17 protein-coding genes are annotated in these 15795 nt (G+C 67.4%); 13 read left to right on the forward strand and 4 right to left on the reverse strand.

What is annotated here, in order from left to right:
- The first annotated feature begins 5 nt into the window (after positions 1-5).
- On the forward strand, positions 6-704 hold the full coding sequence (locus AB0L70_RS32740) for a ThuA domain-containing protein (RefSeq protein ID WP_363690653.1): 699 nt from the start codon (positions 6-8) through the stop codon (positions 702-704).
- 1 nt (position 705) lies between these two features.
- Here the strand turns inward: AB0L70_RS32740 and AB0L70_RS32745 are convergent, their stop codons facing one another.
- Genes AB0L70_RS32745 through AB0L70_RS32755 form a run of 3 tightly spaced genes read right to left on the reverse strand, consistent with a single transcriptional unit; the run spans position 706 to position 2591 of the window.
- Positions 706-1059, reverse strand: a complete 354-nt coding sequence (locus AB0L70_RS32745; RefSeq protein ID WP_363690654.1) for a sensory rhodopsin transducer — start codon at positions 1057-1059, stop codon at positions 706-708.
- Positions 1060-1074: 15 nt separating this feature from the next.
- On the reverse strand, positions 1075-1866 hold the full coding sequence (locus AB0L70_RS32750) for an SDR family NAD(P)-dependent oxidoreductase (protein ID WP_363690655.1): 792 nt from the start codon (positions 1864-1866) through the stop codon (positions 1075-1077).
- Between the two features lie 5 nt (positions 1867-1871).
- Complete coding sequence (locus tag AB0L70_RS32755; RefSeq protein ID WP_363690656.1) at positions 1872-2591, reverse strand: GntR family transcriptional regulator; 720 nt, start codon at positions 2589-2591, stop codon at positions 1872-1874.
- A gap of 75 nt (positions 2592-2666) precedes the next feature.
- On the opposite strand from AB0L70_RS32755, the gene AB0L70_RS32760 reads away from it, so the two are divergent.
- Genes AB0L70_RS32760 through AB0L70_RS32785 form a run of 6 tightly spaced genes read left to right on the forward strand, consistent with a single transcriptional unit; the run spans position 2667 to position 10500 of the window.
- Positions 2667-4271 (forward strand): alpha-amylase family glycosyl hydrolase, encoded by a 1605-nt coding sequence (locus tag AB0L70_RS32760; protein ID WP_363690657.1) that lies wholly within the window; start codon positions 2667-2669, stop codon positions 4269-4271.
- 47 nt (positions 4272-4318) lie between these two features.
- Positions 4319-5158, forward strand: coding sequence for a sugar ABC transporter permease (locus tag AB0L70_RS32765; RefSeq protein ID WP_363690658.1), 840 nt, complete (start codon positions 4319-4321; stop codon positions 5156-5158).
- Positions 5155-5967: a carbohydrate ABC transporter permease gene (locus tag AB0L70_RS32770; RefSeq protein ID WP_363690659.1), complete on the forward strand. Its 813-nt coding sequence runs from the start codon at positions 5155-5157 to the stop codon at positions 5965-5967. Before AB0L70_RS32765 ends, AB0L70_RS32770 begins: the two co-directional genes overlap by 4 nt.
- A 23-nt stretch (positions 5968-5990) precedes the next feature.
- Positions 5991-7283, forward strand: coding sequence for an ABC transporter substrate-binding protein (locus tag AB0L70_RS32775; protein WP_363690660.1), 1293 nt, complete (start codon positions 5991-5993; stop codon positions 7281-7283).
- A gap of 17 nt (positions 7284-7300) precedes the next feature.
- The gene (locus tag AB0L70_RS32780) at positions 7301-9355 is read left to right on the forward strand and encodes an alpha-amylase family glycosyl hydrolase (RefSeq protein WP_363690661.1); all 2055 of its coding nucleotides are present in this window, start codon (positions 7301-7303) and stop codon (positions 9353-9355) included.
- Complete coding sequence (locus AB0L70_RS32785; protein WP_363690662.1) at positions 9352-10500, forward strand: mandelate racemase/muconate lactonizing enzyme family protein; 1149 nt, start codon at positions 9352-9354, stop codon at positions 10498-10500. The genes AB0L70_RS32780 and AB0L70_RS32785 overlap by 4 nt, the downstream gene beginning before the upstream one ends.
- A 357-nt stretch (positions 10501-10857) precedes the next feature.
- Here AB0L70_RS32785 and AB0L70_RS32790 read toward each other — a convergent pair whose 3' ends face one another.
- Positions 10858-11853 (reverse strand): NmrA/HSCARG family protein, encoded by a 996-nt coding sequence (locus AB0L70_RS32790; RefSeq protein WP_363690663.1) that lies wholly within the window; start codon positions 11851-11853, stop codon positions 10858-10860.
- An 83-nt stretch (positions 11854-11936) separates the two neighbouring features.
- Here AB0L70_RS32790 and AB0L70_RS32795 point away from each other — a divergent pair, with 83 nt between their 5' ends.
- The 6 genes from AB0L70_RS32795 (at position 11937) to AB0L70_RS32820 (ending at position 15718) form a co-directional block, all read left to right on the forward strand.
- The gene (locus tag AB0L70_RS32795; protein ID WP_363690664.1) at positions 11937-12443 is read left to right on the forward strand and encodes a MarR family winged helix-turn-helix transcriptional regulator; all 507 of its coding nucleotides are present in this window, start codon (positions 11937-11939) and stop codon (positions 12441-12443) included.
- A 91-nt stretch (positions 12444-12534) separates the two neighbouring features.
- Positions 12535-12870 carry a hypothetical protein gene (locus tag AB0L70_RS32800; RefSeq protein ID WP_363690665.1) on the forward strand — a complete coding sequence of 112 codons (336 nt, stop codon included), beginning with the start codon at positions 12535-12537 and terminating at the stop codon, positions 12868-12870.
- Positions 12867-13775, forward strand: coding sequence for an FAD:protein FMN transferase (locus AB0L70_RS32805; RefSeq protein ID WP_363690666.1), 909 nt, complete (start codon positions 12867-12869; stop codon positions 13773-13775). The genes AB0L70_RS32800 and AB0L70_RS32805 overlap by 4 nt, the downstream gene beginning before the upstream one ends.
- The gene (locus AB0L70_RS32810; protein ID WP_363690667.1) at positions 13775-14323 is read left to right on the forward strand and encodes a hypothetical protein; all 549 of its coding nucleotides are present in this window, start codon (positions 13775-13777) and stop codon (positions 14321-14323) included. The genes AB0L70_RS32805 and AB0L70_RS32810 overlap by 1 nt, the downstream gene beginning before the upstream one ends.
- Entirely contained in the window at positions 14320-15519 is a 1200-nt protein-coding gene (locus AB0L70_RS32815; RefSeq protein WP_363690668.1) for an NADH-ubiquinone oxidoreductase-F iron-sulfur binding region domain-containing protein, read from the forward strand. The genes AB0L70_RS32810 and AB0L70_RS32815 overlap by 4 nt, the downstream gene beginning before the upstream one ends.
- Complete coding sequence (locus AB0L70_RS32820; RefSeq protein WP_363690669.1) at positions 15512-15718, forward strand: ferredoxin; 207 nt, start codon at positions 15512-15514, stop codon at positions 15716-15718. Before AB0L70_RS32815 ends, AB0L70_RS32820 begins: the two co-directional genes overlap by 8 nt.
- Positions 15719-15795: the final 77 nt, after the last annotated feature.

Here is a 15795-nt window from a genome sequence, read left to right on the forward strand (position 1 = left end):
AGCTGATGCATCCACCGATCCGAGTCCTGGTCTGGAACGAGAACGTACACGAGTCCGTCCTGCGAGAGCCCGTCGTACTGCGGCACTACCCCGACGGTATTCACGCTGTCATCGGCGACGCCCTGACGCGGCTGCTGGGTGAACAGGTCGTCGTCAGTACTGCGACGCTGGCCGACCATGAACACGGACTGGACGAGCAGCGGGTCGGGGACACCGACGTTCTGCTGTGGTGGGGACACGAGGCCCACGACGACGTCGCGGACGTCGTAGTGGAACGCGTCGTGCGCCATGTGCGGGCCGGGATGGGAATCCTCGTCCTGCATTCTGGTCACTACTCGAAGGTGTTCAAGCGGCTGATGGGAAGCACCTGTTCGCTGCAATGGCGCAACGACGGGGAGCAGGAGCTGGTCTGGACCGTGGCGCCGGCGCACCCGATCGCGGCGGAGGTTCCGCACCCGATCGAGATTCCGGAACAGGAGATGTACGGCGAGTACTTCGACGTTCCCCCGCCGCAGGAGACCATCTTCCTGTCCACGTTCAGCGGCGGCGAGGTCTTTCGGTCAGGGGTGACCTACACGCGCGGTCGCGGGAAGGTCTTCTACTTCTCGCCCGGCGACCAGGACTACCCCGTCTACCATCATCCCGACGTCCAGCGGGTCCTCGCCAACGCGGTCCGCTGGGCCACACCCGCCGACCCCCGCTGAATCAGCCGGCGGGGAAGGCGATGGTGGTCATCAGGGCGTTGGCTGCCTGGCGGGAGTCGAGGCGGGTGTGTTGTACGACGATCGGCCGGTCCGACTGGATCACCACCGAGTAGTCCGTGCCGGCCGGGACGAGTTCGTCCAGGCGCTGGTGCCAGATCCGGCGGCCTGGGATCGTGAGCACGTGCGGGCCGGCCGGCTCGCGGTCGGCGAAGTAGACCGTCAGCTCCACCCGGGCCGGCTCCGCGTTCGTGTTGAGCATGCAGGCGCTCTCGTGGCTCGCCAGCGCCGGATCGTCGCCCGAGCTGCCGGGCGGAACATATCCGTCGCTGATCACCCACGTCGTGGTACCGATCATCGTCGCGATCTCCGTTCAGAAAGTGTTGGCACTGCGGGCCGTCAAGCCGCCGTCACACACCAGGTGTGAACCGGTCACGTACGACGCGTCGTCGGACAGCAGCCAGGTGACCGCAGCCGCGATCTCTTCCGGTCGCCCCAGCCTGCCCAGCGGTATCTGCTCCCTCGCGTCCCGCAGGATGGCGTCGTGGGCGGCGGCCTGCTCCGCTACGGCGAGGCCGGTGAGGAGCATCGGGGTGTCGATGGCGCCGGGCACCACCGCGTTCACCCGGATCCCGTGCCGCGCGTAGTCGATCGCGAGTGACCGGACCAGCGCCGACACCCCGCCTTTCGAGGATCCGTACGCCGCGTTGCCGCCGCCGCTGAACCCGGTGAAGGCCGACGGGGACGACGTACACACGATCGACCCGCCATGGCCGGTCCGCAGCATCGCGCGGACCGCTTCGCGGCAGGTCAGGAACAGGCCCGACAGGTTGATCCGGAGCACACGCTGCCAGTCCTCGTACGGCATCAGATGTGCAGGGTGATTGATCTCGATCCCCGCATTGGCGTGTACGGCGGCCGGAGAACCGAGCTGGTTCTCGCAGGCCGCGAACGCGTCGGCCACGGCTCTCTCGTCGGAGACGTCGCAGTTGATGGCGAGGGCATCAGCCGCTCCGTGCGCCAGCGCCTCGTCGGCGACCGAACTCGCGGACAACGCGTCGATGTCGAGCACGCCGACCCGCGCGCCCCGGGCAGCGCAGGCCAGGACGACGGCGCGGCCGATCCCCGACCCGCCGCCCGTGACCAGGATCGCTCGGTCTCGCACGGCGATCAGTCGCTATCGTGAGTCGTTGCGGCCGACGATCCGGAGTCGGTCAGCGTGGCCTCGAGCAGTTCGGTGTTGGTCCCGATGATGTGTACTTCGATCGCTCTGCGCAGCGCGATCTCGTCCTCGGCGCGCAGCGCGTCGAGCAACTGCCGATGCTCCTGCGGGATCTCGGCGAGATCCTGGTGCTTGGGCGCGAGCCGGTAGATCAAGGCCCGGATGCGCGGCTGGACGCTGCGCCACAGCTGCAGAGCGTGCAGTGAGCCGGCGGCCTCGATGGTGATCTCGTGGAACCGCACGTCCAGGTCGTTGATCAGCGCGATGTCATCGGTCCGGACACCTTCGTCCATCTGGTCGATGATCTGCTCGAGCCGGTCCAGCCGGGACGCGCCCAGCTTGCCGGCCGCGAGGGGTACGGCGTAGGTCTCGATCGCCAGCCGGACCGGGAGCAGGAGCCGGATGAGTTCGCCCGGATTGATGTCGGCGACGTAGACGCCGTAGTTCGGCACGTGCTCGACCAGGCCCTCGCTCTCCAGGTGCCGCAGGGCCTCGCGGACCGGACCGGGGCTGACGCCGAACTCGCTCGCGATCATGTCCTGCTTGAGCTGCTCGCCGGGCTTGCGAACACCGGTGACGACTTCCTCCCGGAGCACATCCAGCACTTGCTGCCGCCGCGACTGCGCGGGCAGCAGCAGCCGGCGGTCGCCCTTGGTCGGTCGGGACACACACACCACCTAAGTCGTCGGGGAACGCACTCTAACGCCTTGACAGATTATAAACTATCTATAATCTTCTCAACCATGACAGTTCAACGACCGTGGTGGCAGGGCGCGGTGATCTACGAGAGTCACCTGCCGACCTATCGGGACGGCAACGGCGACGGAATCGGCGACCTGGACGGCTTGATCGAGTCGCTGGACTATCTCGCGGGCACGCTCGGGGTCGATGCGCTCTGGGTCGGGCCGTTCTTCCGGTCGCCGCTACTCGACCAGGGCTTCGACATCACCGATCACACCGACGTCGAGCCGCTGTTCGGCACGCTCGAGACCGTCGACCGGCTGCTGGCAGAGGCTCACCTGCGAGGCATCCGCGTGATCGCCGACTACGTGCCCAATCACACCTCCGACGAGCACCCATGGTTCCGGGCGTCCCGTTCGTCCCGGTCGGACCCGAAGCGTGACTGGTACGTCTGGGCGGACCCCAAGGCCGACGGCTCGCCGCCGAACAACTGGATCAGCGAACCCGGTGGGTCGGCGTGGGAGTACGACGAGCTGACGGCGCAGTACTACCTGCATTCGCACCTGAAGGAGCAGCCGGACCTCAACTGGCGAAATCCCGACGTACGCAAGGCGATGTTCGACGTACTGCGGTTCTGGCTCGAGCGCGGTGTCGACGGCTTCCGGATCGACGTCGCGCACATGTTGATGAAGGACCCTGACCTGCGGGACAACCCGCCGGCCTCGAACGCCGGACCGAATCAGTACGACCTGCAACACCCGGACTTCACCACGCAGCTGCACGTCAACGACCGGATGCATCCCGACGTGCACGACGTGCTCCGGCAGATCCGGGCCGTGCTCGACGAATACGGCGATCGGGTCTCGATCGCCGAGATCGAAGCATTGCCATGGGATCGTTGGGCCGAGTTCTTCGGCACCACCGGGGACGGGATCCACCTGCCGTTCGCGTTCCGCCTGATCGAGACGCCGTGGCGCTCCGACACACTGCGCAAGGAGATCCGATCGCTTGAGTCCGCCCTGCCTGCGGACTCCTGGCCGTGCCTTGCCCTCGGCAACCACGACCGCCCGCGGCTCGCGTCCCGGCTCGGGAGATCACAGGCTCGCGTCGCGGCCGTGATGCTGCTGACCCTGCGCGGCGCGGTCTCGCTGTTCTACGGCGACGAACTGGGCCTGACCGACCAGCCGGTGCCGCCGTCCAGGCAACGCGATCGCTTCGGACTGCTCGCCGGCGGGGTGTCGCGTGACGGTGTGCGGACGCCGATGCCATGGAACGACGGCCGGAACGGCGGCTTCTCCTCGGCGCCTGAGGACTGCCTGTGGTTGCCGGTCTCGACCGAACTCGGCGCGGTGAACGTCGAAGCCCAGCTCGCCGACCCGCGCTCGTTCCTGAATCTCTATCGGCAATTGATTGCTTTGCGCAACAGTAGCCTGGCGCTGCGGCGGGGTGACCTGACGCTGGTCGACGCGCCCGACGGAGTGCTGGCCTATCGGCGGGTTGCCGGCGAGGATCGCAAGTTCGTCGCGCTCAACCTGACCGCGGAACCTCGGCAGGTCGCCGCGCGTGGCACCGTTCTGATCTCCACAGCGGGCGTCCGCGAACCTGCGGACGGTCCACTCGCGCTCGGCCCCGGCGAGGGTGTCGTGCTGGATGAAGGGCCACTGTGATGGCCCGCAGCCAGCTGCGGACACGTGGCCGGCCGTCGGATGCACCGGTGGCAGTGTCGATGATCGCGCCGGCGGCCGCGTTCGTCGCCGTTGTCGCTGTGTTCCCGGTGGTGTACTCGGTCTACCTGAGCTTCCGCAGCGCCACGGTGTCGAGTTCGGGGACCTGGACCGGTCTGGCGAACTACGTCGGCATGTTCACCGATCCTGATTTCCGGGCGGCACTCGTGAACACCGCTGTCTTCACCGCAGCCGGCGTCGCGATCGAGTTCGGGATCGGTCTGGCGATGGCGCTGGCGCTGCACCGGGAGTTCCGTGGCCGCGGTCTGGCCCGGACCACAGCGCTCCTGCCGTGGGCCTTCCCGGTGGTGGTCTCCGCGATGATGTGGCGGCTGATGTTGCAGGACCAGATCGGTGTCGTCTCCTGGCTCGTCCACAGCATCGGCCTGACGGACAAGCCGATCTTGTCCGACCACACCTCCCTCTTGATCGCGGCCATCGGGGTGGATGTGTGGAAGACGACGCCCTTCGTGGCGTTGCTGTTGCTGGCCGGCCTGCAGACGATACCGGGGGAGCTGAACGAGGCGGCACAGGTCGACGGGGCGTCGAACCTCCAGCGATTCGTCTCCGTCACCCTCCCGATGCTCCGGCCCGCGATCCTCGTCGCGCTGCTGTTCCGGACGCTGGAGGCCTGGAGCGTCTACGACCTGTTCTGGGTGATGAGTGACCGCGGGCTGCCCTCGCTGTCGACGTACGTGTACTCCGGAGTCCGGGTCAGCCAGCTCGGCTTCGCCCGCGGTGACGCGGCGGCCGTCTTCGTGTTCGTGACCTCGATCGCCATCGCGCTCGGCTATCTGCTGCTGTTCCGGTCCCGGGATTCGGAGGCATGAAGATGGCGCGTCGGCTGACCTTGCTGTCGCTCGCGGTCTGGAGCGTGCTGCCCATCCTCTGGGTGTTCAAGATGAGTATCAGCGACAGGCTGGACCTGTTCAGTACGCCGCCGGTGCTCGTTCCGCACCATCCGACGGCGAGTCATTATGCGGCCGTGCTCGGGGATTCCACCTTCCGGGCCGGAGTGCTGAACAGCCTGCTGATCGCCGGTACGACGACGCTGATCTCGATGACGCTGGGCAGCCTGGCGGCGTACCCGTTGGCGCGGTTGCGGTTCCGCGGGCGGACGCTGGTGCTGATCGGCTTCCTCGCGATGGCGTACTTCCCGAGCGTGGCGATCATCGCGCCGCTGTTCAAGCAGCTGCGGACCGCCGAGCTGCTCGACACCTACGTCGCAGTGATCGCGGTCGACACCGCGTTCGCGCTGCCCTTGTCGGTCTGGATCATGGTCGCGTTCTTCCGCAAGCTGCCGTTCGAGCTCGAGGAAGCGGCGCGGATCGATGGCGCCGGCGTGCTCCAGACCTTCCGTCGAGTGATCCTGCCGCTCGCGGTACCCGGTGTCGTCACGACGGCGATCCTGACCTTCGTCGCCGCCTGGAACGAATTCCTGTTCGCCAACACCTTCCTCTTCGACCAGGCCCGGTGGCCCGTGACGGTAGTCATCCCCGGCTACGCGGGCGTCCACTCGGTCGACTACGGCGCCCAGGCCGCCGCGACCATCCTCGTGACGATTCCACTCGCCCTGGTCGTGCTGGTGTTCCAGCGCCGACTGGTCGAAGGACTCACCGCGGGCGCGCTCAAGTCCTGAATCCCGCTTCGAAGGAGTTTCTCATGCCCGAAATCACTCGCCGCCGCCTGCTCGGCCTGGCCGGCGTCGGCGCCGCCACGATCGCCGCGCCAAGCCTCCTGACCGGCTGCGGCTCGTCGAAGGAGTCCACCCAGGTCGTGTTCGGCGCCACCCCGGACATCGCCAAGGCCATCGAGAAGTCGATCGCGCGATTCAACGACAGCAAGGCCACTGCCAAGCCCGTGAGGGTTCGGTTGATGCCGGCGGACAGTTCGCAGTTCCTCGACCAGATGCGCACCCAGTTCCAGGCCGGGTCGGCCGACGTCGACGTGTTCGGCGGCGACATCTCCTGGTCCGCGCAGTTCGCACCGAACGGGTGGCTGGCCGACCTGTCCGAGCGGTTCAGCCCGGACCTGCGCGCGCAGCACCTCAAAGCTGCCGTCGACGCCAACGTCGTCGGGGGCAAGGTCTACGGCGTGCCGTGGTACTGGGATGCCGGCCTGCTGTACTACCGCAAGGACCTCCTGGAGAAGGCCGGGTACACCGGTCCGCCGGCGACCTGGGACGAGCTGCAGGAGATGGCGCTCAAGATCAGCCGCGACACCAAGACCCCGTTCGGATTCAATTTCCAGGGCGCCAACTACGAGGGCGGAACGGTCAACGGGATCGAGTACATCCGCAGCGCCGGCGGTGACGTCCTGACCGATGGCAGGGTCACCATCGGTTCCGCCGAGGCTGTCGAGGGCCTGACGACCGAGCGGACGATGGTCACCAGCGGCGCCGCCCCCGCGGGTGTCGCGAACTACAAGGAGGACGAGTGTCTCGGCGGCTTCCTCGGCGGTAAGACCGTGTTCACCAGGCAGTGGGTCTATCTGTACGGCAAGCTCGCGGACAAACAGCAGTCCGTCCTCGGACCCGATCAGGTCGGCGTCGCCGAACTCCCGGTCGCACGCGCCGGACTGAAGCCGGTGAACGTCGGCGGCGGCTGGAACTGCATGGTCAACGCCAACTCGCGGAACCAGGATGACGCCTGGAAGCTCGTCCAGTTCCTGACGGCCGCCGAGCAGCAGAAGGAGCTCGCCGCCGGGTACGCCTTCCTGCCCACCAGACCTGCCTTGTACGACGACAAGGACATCCTCAAGGCGATGCCTGTGATCACCTTGGCCAAGCAGGCGATCCAGCACACCACCGTACCGCCGCTGACCCCGTACTACTCCGACATGTCGCTCGCGATGGCCAAGACGTTCAACGCATCTCTACGTGGCGCCGTCAGCCCCGCCGGCGCGGCCGAGCAACTGCAGACCGCCCTTGAGCAGATCGTTGCGAAGAGCAAATGACCGACGGAGACAGCGACATGACATTTCTCGACTTCGACGCCGAGACGGGTCTGCTCACCCGACTCGACCAGACGCCATTGGTGCTACAGGCAACATTAGTCACGAGTGGGCATGAGGTACGGCTTCCGTTGCGAGGGATCGGGTACGCCGCAACGATCGCGCTCTCGGACTTCAAACGGACCGCTGACCCCATCCGGCACCGCATCGACGGCACCGCCGACGTGTACACAGTCATCACCTCGGCCGGTGACTGGCAAGTGGCCTGGGAGTACACCGTCCGGCACACGCACCCGCGGGTCGCGCTGGCGGTCGAGATTACCGGCACCGGCGTACTGCGCGACCTACGGTTGGAGTTCTCCAGCCCGATGGCCGGGCGAATCGAGGCCCCCGGCAACGAAATCCGGCCGGGTACGGCGCTGGCCGAACTGAGCGAGCCGGTCGTGGTGTCGACCGCCGGCGGGTTCATGGGGTCGTCCGGTCTGGTCGCAGCGCATGAAGACAGGCGGACCTTGGTGATCTGGCCGATCTGCCGGACCGAGATCGGGCATTGCACGATTCGCGGCGGTGACGACCTGCACCTCACGCTCGATACCGGTCTGGCCGGGCAGCTGGACGGCCAGACGATCCGGTACGAGGCGATCCACCTCGACGCCCTCGACACCGGCTGGGAGGAGACCCGGGCGCTGGTCCCGTCCTGGTACCGCGGACTCGGGATCTCGACGCCCGCGGACCGGCCGGACTGGGTGCTGTCAGCAACCATCTACGAGGTGCACGTCGGCAGAGCCCCGTTCTCGAACGGCTACGGATACGAGCCGTACCCGGATCTCGCCGCGCTGCGGGCCGACCTGGATCGGATCGCCGGCCTCGGCTTCGACGTACTGCAGCTGATGCCGCGTCATCCGTACCCGAGCTACAACGTGCACGGTTACGAGGACATCGCCACGACGTACGGCGATGAGGAGGAGCTGCGCGACCTGGTGACGGCCTGCCACGACCGTGGGATGCGGCTGATCCTCGACGTCCTCATGCACGGCGTGATCGATCAGGACGTGTTAGCCCGGACCGCACAGCAGATTCGTGACAGCGACCTGTACGCACGGCTCGGCGAGGACACGACCAGCTCACAGGGCACCAGCGTCGCCGCGAAGACCGCGGAGCTGATCTCGTGGGCCCGGCACATCCTCGACTTCGAGCCATACTGGATGGCCGCGCCGAAGCACCACCAGTTGGTCGACGAGCATCCGGAGTGGTTCCTGCGCGACTCCGCGCAGGAGATCATCGGTATCTACACAAAGGCGTTCGATGTCGCGAACGCCGAGTGGCAGGAGTACTTCTGCGCCGCGATGGAGAACCTGGTCCGGCGGCTCGACGTCGACGGCTTCCGGATCGACGCGCCGACGTACAACGACCTGCCGAACTGGTCTTCCCGGACACGCCGGCGGGCGAGCTACTCGCCGCTCGGCTGTCTGGAGCTCTTCGATCGGCTGCGACCACGGCTCAAACGGCTCAAGGAATCGACGATGCTGTACACCGAGCCGACCGGCGTCCTGTTCCGGCAGGCGATCGACGTCACGTACAACTATGACGAGCAATGGCTGATCCCGTCCGTGGTCGGCGGCGGCGGTGTGATCCGCAGCGGACGAGAGCTCGCGGCCTGGCTCGCTGCTCGTGACGCCGTGCTTCCGCCCGGATCGCTGATCGCCCACCACATCGACTCGCACGACACGTTCTGGTGGCCCCTGCCCGGTCAGAAATGGCGGCGCGAACAGCACGGGCTCGCCGCGACGAAGGCGTTGCTGGCCGTGTTCGCGTTGAGCGGCGGCGCCTTCATGACCTATGTCGGCGGCGAGACCGGGATCGAGAACGAGCTCAGCCGGATGCTCGAGCTGCGCCGGCGGATGGGCGGCGCCTCGGTCGAGTACGACCGCGACAGCGAGGAGTCGGTCTTCGCGGTGGTACGGCGTACTCAGGATCAAGCGTGGCTGGTGCGGGTCAACCTGTCGGCCGAACCGGCCGGTGATCTGGCGCCGTACGAGGTACAGGTGACGAACATCAGCGAGGAGGAACGATGAAGATCGATCGGATCGACGCGGTCGGCCTGACGGGGGCGACCCCGGCCGGTGGCTGGACCGAGGAGCTTCGACCCGACGACGCGGTGCACACCATCGTGCTGGTGCACACCGACGAAGGGGCGACCGGCGTCGGCAGCGTGTTCACGAGCCATCATCTGGTTCGGGCAGCGCTCGACGTACTGCGGCCGCTGTACCTGGGGGAGTCCGCGCTCGAGCCGGAGCGGGTGAGCGAGAAGCTGCACCAGAGCACGTTCTGGTTGGGCCGCGGCGGATCGGTCACCCATGCGATCAGCGGTATCGATGTCGCGCTGTGGGATCTGTTCGGTAAGGCGACCGGCCAACCCGTGGGCCGGTTGCTGGGTGGTCGGTACCGTCGGCGCGTCCAGCCGTACGCGTCCTTGCTGATGGATCAGCCTGATGTGCTGGCCGACCAGTTGACGGCGGTGCGGGACGCCGGATTCCAGGCGTTCAAGATCGGCTGGGGGCCGTTCGGCCGTGGCAGCCACGCACTTGACGAGCAGATCGTCGCGGCTGCGCGGGAGGCCGTCGGTCCGGACGCGTCGTTGATGGTCGACGCCGGCGGTAGTGACGCGTTCTGGCCCCATGGGTACAAGTGGGCGCTGAGGACCGCGGACATGCTCGCGGCGTACGGCGTCCGCTGGTTCGAAGAGCCGCTGCGGCCCGACGCGCTGGAGGACTACGCGGCACTCCGGCTGGCCGGCCGGGTCGACATCGCGGCGGGTGAGGTGCTGACGCGCCGGCAGAGCTACCTGCCATGGCTACAGGGTCACGCGCTCGACGTAGTCCAGCCAGATACCACGAAGGTGGGCGGTCTCAGCGAGCAGCGCCGGATCGGCTGGATGGCATACGACAACGGGATCACGCTCATCCCGCATGGCTGGAACACCGCCATCGGACTCGCTGCCGACCTACACCTCGCCTCGGCCCTGCCAGGCACGGATCTTGTGGAGTACATCGCAGGTTCGCCGTACGTCGACGACCTCACAGCTGAAGGTTGGAAGCTCGACGACGACGGCATGCTGGCCGTGCCGGACGGGCCTGGGTTGGGCGTGCAACTGGACCCGGACCGGATTGCCCGGTACGCCGACCCTACTGGCCTGGTTGCCGTAGCGGAGTTGTCGTGACGGCTCTGCGCGATCAGTGTGCTTCGACCGGTGTCGGCAGGTCGTCCTCGAGCCCTGGCGCTGCTGAACGGAGAGCTCCCCAAGCGGATCCCGCCCGGTCGGCTCTCGTTCTGATCAGCCGCGCCAGACGGTACCGACCAAAATGTGATGAACCTGTCGTCGGACGGGCGCACTGTGAACCCACCGAGCAGGGCATCAGAGTACATGTTCTTCGAACGCATGTTCTAGTCGATCAGGTGTGCCCTGCTCCGTCACTGCTCCGTGAGGTGCTGCCAAATGATGGTCAGTGTTGTGATCTGGTGAGCATGGATGGCTGGTTCAAGGGCAGCTCGTCGAGCTGCCCTTGAACCGAGAGGGTTACAGCGTGGGCTCGAGTTTGAAGTCGTGCTTGTGGTTGGACAGCCAGTCTGCAAGGGACTGCAGGCCAGGGTTGAGCTCGCGGACCTTTGTCAGGTCGCGGTCGGCGGTGAAGCGGGCTGAGTCTTCGGCGTAGAACTGGAACATGTTGGCGATTTCTACGGCCAGGGGGAATTGGAGGGCTCGGTACTGGTCCCAGGTGAGGGGCTCGTAGGTGATGTCCTCGCCCAGGGTGTCGCGGAGCGCGGCGGTCAGGGCCGCGGCGTACTGGTCGCCGGTCAGGTGGTCGCCGGCGATGCTGACGGTCTGACCGACGAGGTCGGTGCCGCGCTTGAAGACGCCGTACGCGGTCCGGCCGATGTCTTCGGAGGCGATGCCGGAGAGGGGCTGGTCGGCCATCGGCAGGTTGAGGACGAGTTTGCCTTCGGCGTTGCGGCTCGGCTCCATGCCGGCGATCAGTGAGTCGAAGTAGAACGTCGTACGCAGGTTCGTCGTCGGTACGCCGTACCGCGTGAAGATCGCGTCCGCCTCGCCCTTCGCGTCGAAGTGGGGGACCTTGTAGACCCCGTCGTCGAGGCTCGGTACGTCGTCCCGTCCGGTGAAGAACGGCCTGGTGTCCTCGAGCGTCGACCAGACCACGTGGGTGAGACCGGCGTCGCGAGCTGCCTGGGCGGCGACCTCGGCCTGCGCGAGCTCCATCTCGGCGCGGCTCTGCTTCGCGTCCTGCTCCGGGGTCCGCTCGGCCCAGTAGTTCGTCACCACGAAGGCGCCGTACGCACCCCCGAACGCGGCCCGCACGCTCGCCTCGTCGTCGAGGTCGGCCTTGACCACCTCGGCGCCGGCGGCCGCGAGTTCCTTGGCCTTGGCGGATTCCGGGTTCCGGGTCAGCGCCCGTACGGCGAACTCACCGGACGTGTCGGCCAGGATCGCCCGGGCCAGTCCGCCACCCTGTGATCCAGTGGCACCGACGACGGCTATCAGCTTCTTGTCGCTCATATTCACTCCAGGAAATCTTGGGTTGATGTGTCAACTCAACGATCGTAGCTCGTTTGGTTGATGTGTCAACCCGGTCAGGTAGGATGGTGTGCGTGAGTAAGGGACCGTGGCTCGACGAGGACGAGCAGCAGGCGTGGCGTAGCTATCTGCTGATGAACCGGACGCTGGAGACGCACCTCGAGCGTCATCTCCAGCGGGAGTTCGGCCTGTCCAAGTCCGACTTCGAGATCCTGGTCAATCTGTCCGAGTCGGAGTCCGGCCGGATGCGGGCCTTCGAGCTGGGCAGGGCGACCCAGTGGGAGAAGAGCCGGATGTCGCATCACCTGAGCCGGATGGAGAAGCGCGGCCTGATCCGCAAGGAGTCGTGCCAGGCCCGCTACCCGGAGATCGCCATCACCGAGGAGGGGATGGCCGCGATCAAGGCGTGTGCGCCGGCGCATGCGGCCCGGGTCCGGGAGTTCTTCGTCGACATCTTCGGGCCGGACCGGCTGGCCGTGCTCGGTGAGGTGTCGGACGACATCGTGGCGAAGATCGGCCAGCACTGCGCGACCGACTGCCCGCCCGAGGTCAGCGGTCTCGACGCAACCTGAGGACAGCTCTCAGAGAGCTTTCAGCAGAACTTGACGGTCGCTTGACCTTCTCTTGGAGTGCGGCTGAGGAGCCTCCGGCGAGGCTGCTGCCATGGTCACCACAGACGCTTTCGACGAGTCCAAGCCCACTGCGCGCAGCCGGTGGATACGCCGGGCCGGCGTCGCCGCGATTGCGACCGCCGTCATCGGGATCGGCGGCACCGGACTGTCCGTCGCCGTCCTGTCCGCCAAGCAACCCGACAGCTCCGGTACGACGGCAACCTCCACGAGCTCGGACGACTCAGGCTCCAGCAGCTCAAGCGGCTCCGGATCCAGCTCAGGCGGCTCGGGGTCGAGCTCCTCCGACGACTCCGGTTCGAGCAGCAGCAGCGGTCTCGGCTCGAGCGATTCCGGTTCGACGTCGCAAGGCGGGAGCAACGGATCATGACCGCCTCGCGGACCTGGACCGCGTGGAGCTGCACGGTCCGCCTGACCGTCGACGACCCCGCCGTACTCGGGGCTGCCTGCGGTGAGCTGAAGGCGTTGATGGATCGCGTCGACAAGGCGGCCAGCCGGTTCCGCCCCGACTCCGAGCTGTCGATTGTCAACAATCGGTCCGGCGCATTCGTACCGGTCTCGCGGCTGCTGGTCGACCTGGTCGACGTGAGCCTGGTCGCCGCCTCGATGAGCGGCGGCGCGGTCGACCCGACCGTCGGCCCCGCGGTGATCGCCGCCGGCTACGACGACGACATCGAGGCCGTACGCCGACGCTTCCCGAAGGAACTGCCCGACGCAGCCCCGGTCGCGGGCTGGCAGCGCGTCCGCCTCAACCGCAAACTCGCCCTGCTCGGCGTCCCCAAGGACTCCGCACTCGACCTCGGTGCGACCGCGAAAGCGTGGACCGCCGACCGAGCCGCCAACGTGCTCAGCAAGCGCTACGGCTGCGCCGTACTTGTCGAGATCGGCGGGGACCTGCGCGCCGCGGGACAGCCGGCCAAGCCGTGGGTCATCACGGTCGCCGAACGCGCCGGAGACCCCGGCGTCCTCGTGACCCTCGCGCACGGCGGCCTGACCACGTCGACCCGGACAGTACGCCGCTGGCAGACGCCAACCGGCTACGCCCACCACGTCATCGACCCTCGCACCGGACACCCCGCGGACGGTCCCTGGCGTACCGCATCCGTCTGGGCGCCAACCGCCGTACGTGCAAACACCTTCAGTACGGCGCTTGTCGCGACAGGCGACGGCGCACTCGGGCGACTGAAGCTGGCGGGCCACCCGGCTCGACTGGTCGCCGACGACGGTGAGGTCACCGAGCTGTTGGGTTGGCCGGCCGCGAGCAGGGCAGCCTGATGACACTGTGGTACCTGGCCCGGGCGGCCGGGATCTTCGCCATGATCATGTTCACGTTGTCGGCCACGCTCGGCATCGTGATGTCCGCCAACCGCCGGCCCGAGCGCCGGTTCTGGCTGCAGTACGTGCACCGCTCGGCCGCTGCGACCGGACTGGTCCTGCTGACCACTCACGTCGTCGCTGTGATGGCCGACACTTACGTTGCCATCAGTCCGACCGTCCTGGTCTGGCCTTTCGGTTCCGGCTACCGCCCCTTCGCCGTGGCGGTCGGCGTCCTCGCGCTCCACGCCTTGGTGCTCACCTCCGTCGTCGGAGCTGCCCGCGGTCGACTGGCCCGGTCCGAGTCGTTCACCAAGCACTGGCGCACGATCCACATCGCCGCATCGGTCGGCTGGCTGCTGTCCATCGGGCACGCACTCCTGGCCGGCACCGACCGCGGTGCGCCGTGGATGCTCGCCATCACGCTCTCGTGCCTGACCTCAGTGGCTGCGGCTGGTGCCTACCGGGCCCGCGCCACGACGGCACCCATCCTTGTGAGGACCCGATGATCACCATGCACGCGACCAGCGTCATCGGCGAGGCCCGAGTGCTCGCTGGACTCGACCAAGGCCGACTGGATCGGCAGCGTCATACCTGGACCCACGGAGACGCCCCGCAACTCACCCGCGCGGACTACACCAAGCTCTCCGAGGCAGTCGGGCTCAGGGGACGCGGTGGTGCAGCCTTCCCGGTCGCACTGAAGCTCGCGGACCTCCCGGCCAAGCGCATCGAAGCCGTGGTCGTCAACGGCTCGGAGAGCGAACCGGTCAGTCGCAAGGACCGCCTGCTCCTCACGCTCGCGCCGCATCTGGTTCTCGACGGTGCGACCGGCCTGGCTCGTGCACTCGGTGCGCCGCACCTGCTGATCGCCGTACACGATGCAACTGCTGCCATGTCCCTTCGTGAAGCGCTGATGGAGCGCAACGACGGCCTGGCGATCGAGGTGCGTGACACACCGGCTCGCTTTGTCGCAGGTGAGGCCCGCGCGGTGTTGAGTGCGTTGGAAGGTGGTCCCGCCGTACCACCTGGTCGACGCGTGCTGCCGACACGGAAGGGATACCACCGGCGGCCCACCTTCCTGTCAAATGTGGAGACGTTCGCGCAGCTCGCCGTACTCGCGCGGCTTGGGGCCAAGGGGTTCAGCAGTACCGGACTGATCAGTGAGCCCGGGACACAGCTGCTGACGATCGGTGGGGCCGTGCAGCGGCCCGGGGTGATCGAGACGCCGACCGGAGTGCCGCTCGACACCGTTCTGCAGTTCGCCGGCGCGGAACCTGGGCCGGTGCTGCTTGGCGGGTACCACGGCCGCTGGCTGGCGCGGACCGACGGCCTGACGCTGCAGCGACCGGAGGTGTCCGCGGGCATCATCCTGGCGCTCGGCACGGACACGTGCCCGCTCGGCGAGGTGCATCGCGTCACACAGTGGCTGTCGAGTCAATCGGCTGGGCAGTGCGGGCCGTGCGTGTTCGGACTGGCCTCGCTGGTCGACGACTTCGACCGGCTGGTCAAGGGCGACCCGTCCGGCTGGCACGACGCGCACCGGCATCTCGGTCTGATCCCGGGGCGTGGGGCCTGCGCGCACCCGGACGGCTCGGCGCGCTTCCTCGCGTCGGCGCTCGAGGTGTTCGCAGCCGACGTACAGCGTCACTTCGCCGGCGGCTGTGGTCGCCCGGTCCACGGAGTCCTGGAGGTGCCTGGTGAATAGGGTGGAGATCGACTGGACCAGGTGCGACGGGCACGGGCTCTGCGCGACGCTGCTGCCCGACGACGTCGTCCTCGACGAGTGGGGATACCCGGTGCTTCGCAACCGCGAAATCACCGCCGGTGAGCTCCCGGACGCGCGCCGCGCAGTCCTGGCCTGCCCGGCTCTCGCGCTACGACTCAACGGTCCTGTTAACCGTTGATGACAGGCACGTCCCGACATCACACCAGTGACAATGGTGGACTAGTCTCTGAGTGACGGCACAACGTCGTGTCGTCC

This window comes from Kribbella sp. NPDC051952, assembly GCF_040680855.1.
Lineage (GTDB): Bacteria > Actinomycetota > Actinomycetes > Propionibacteriales > Kribbellaceae > Kribbella.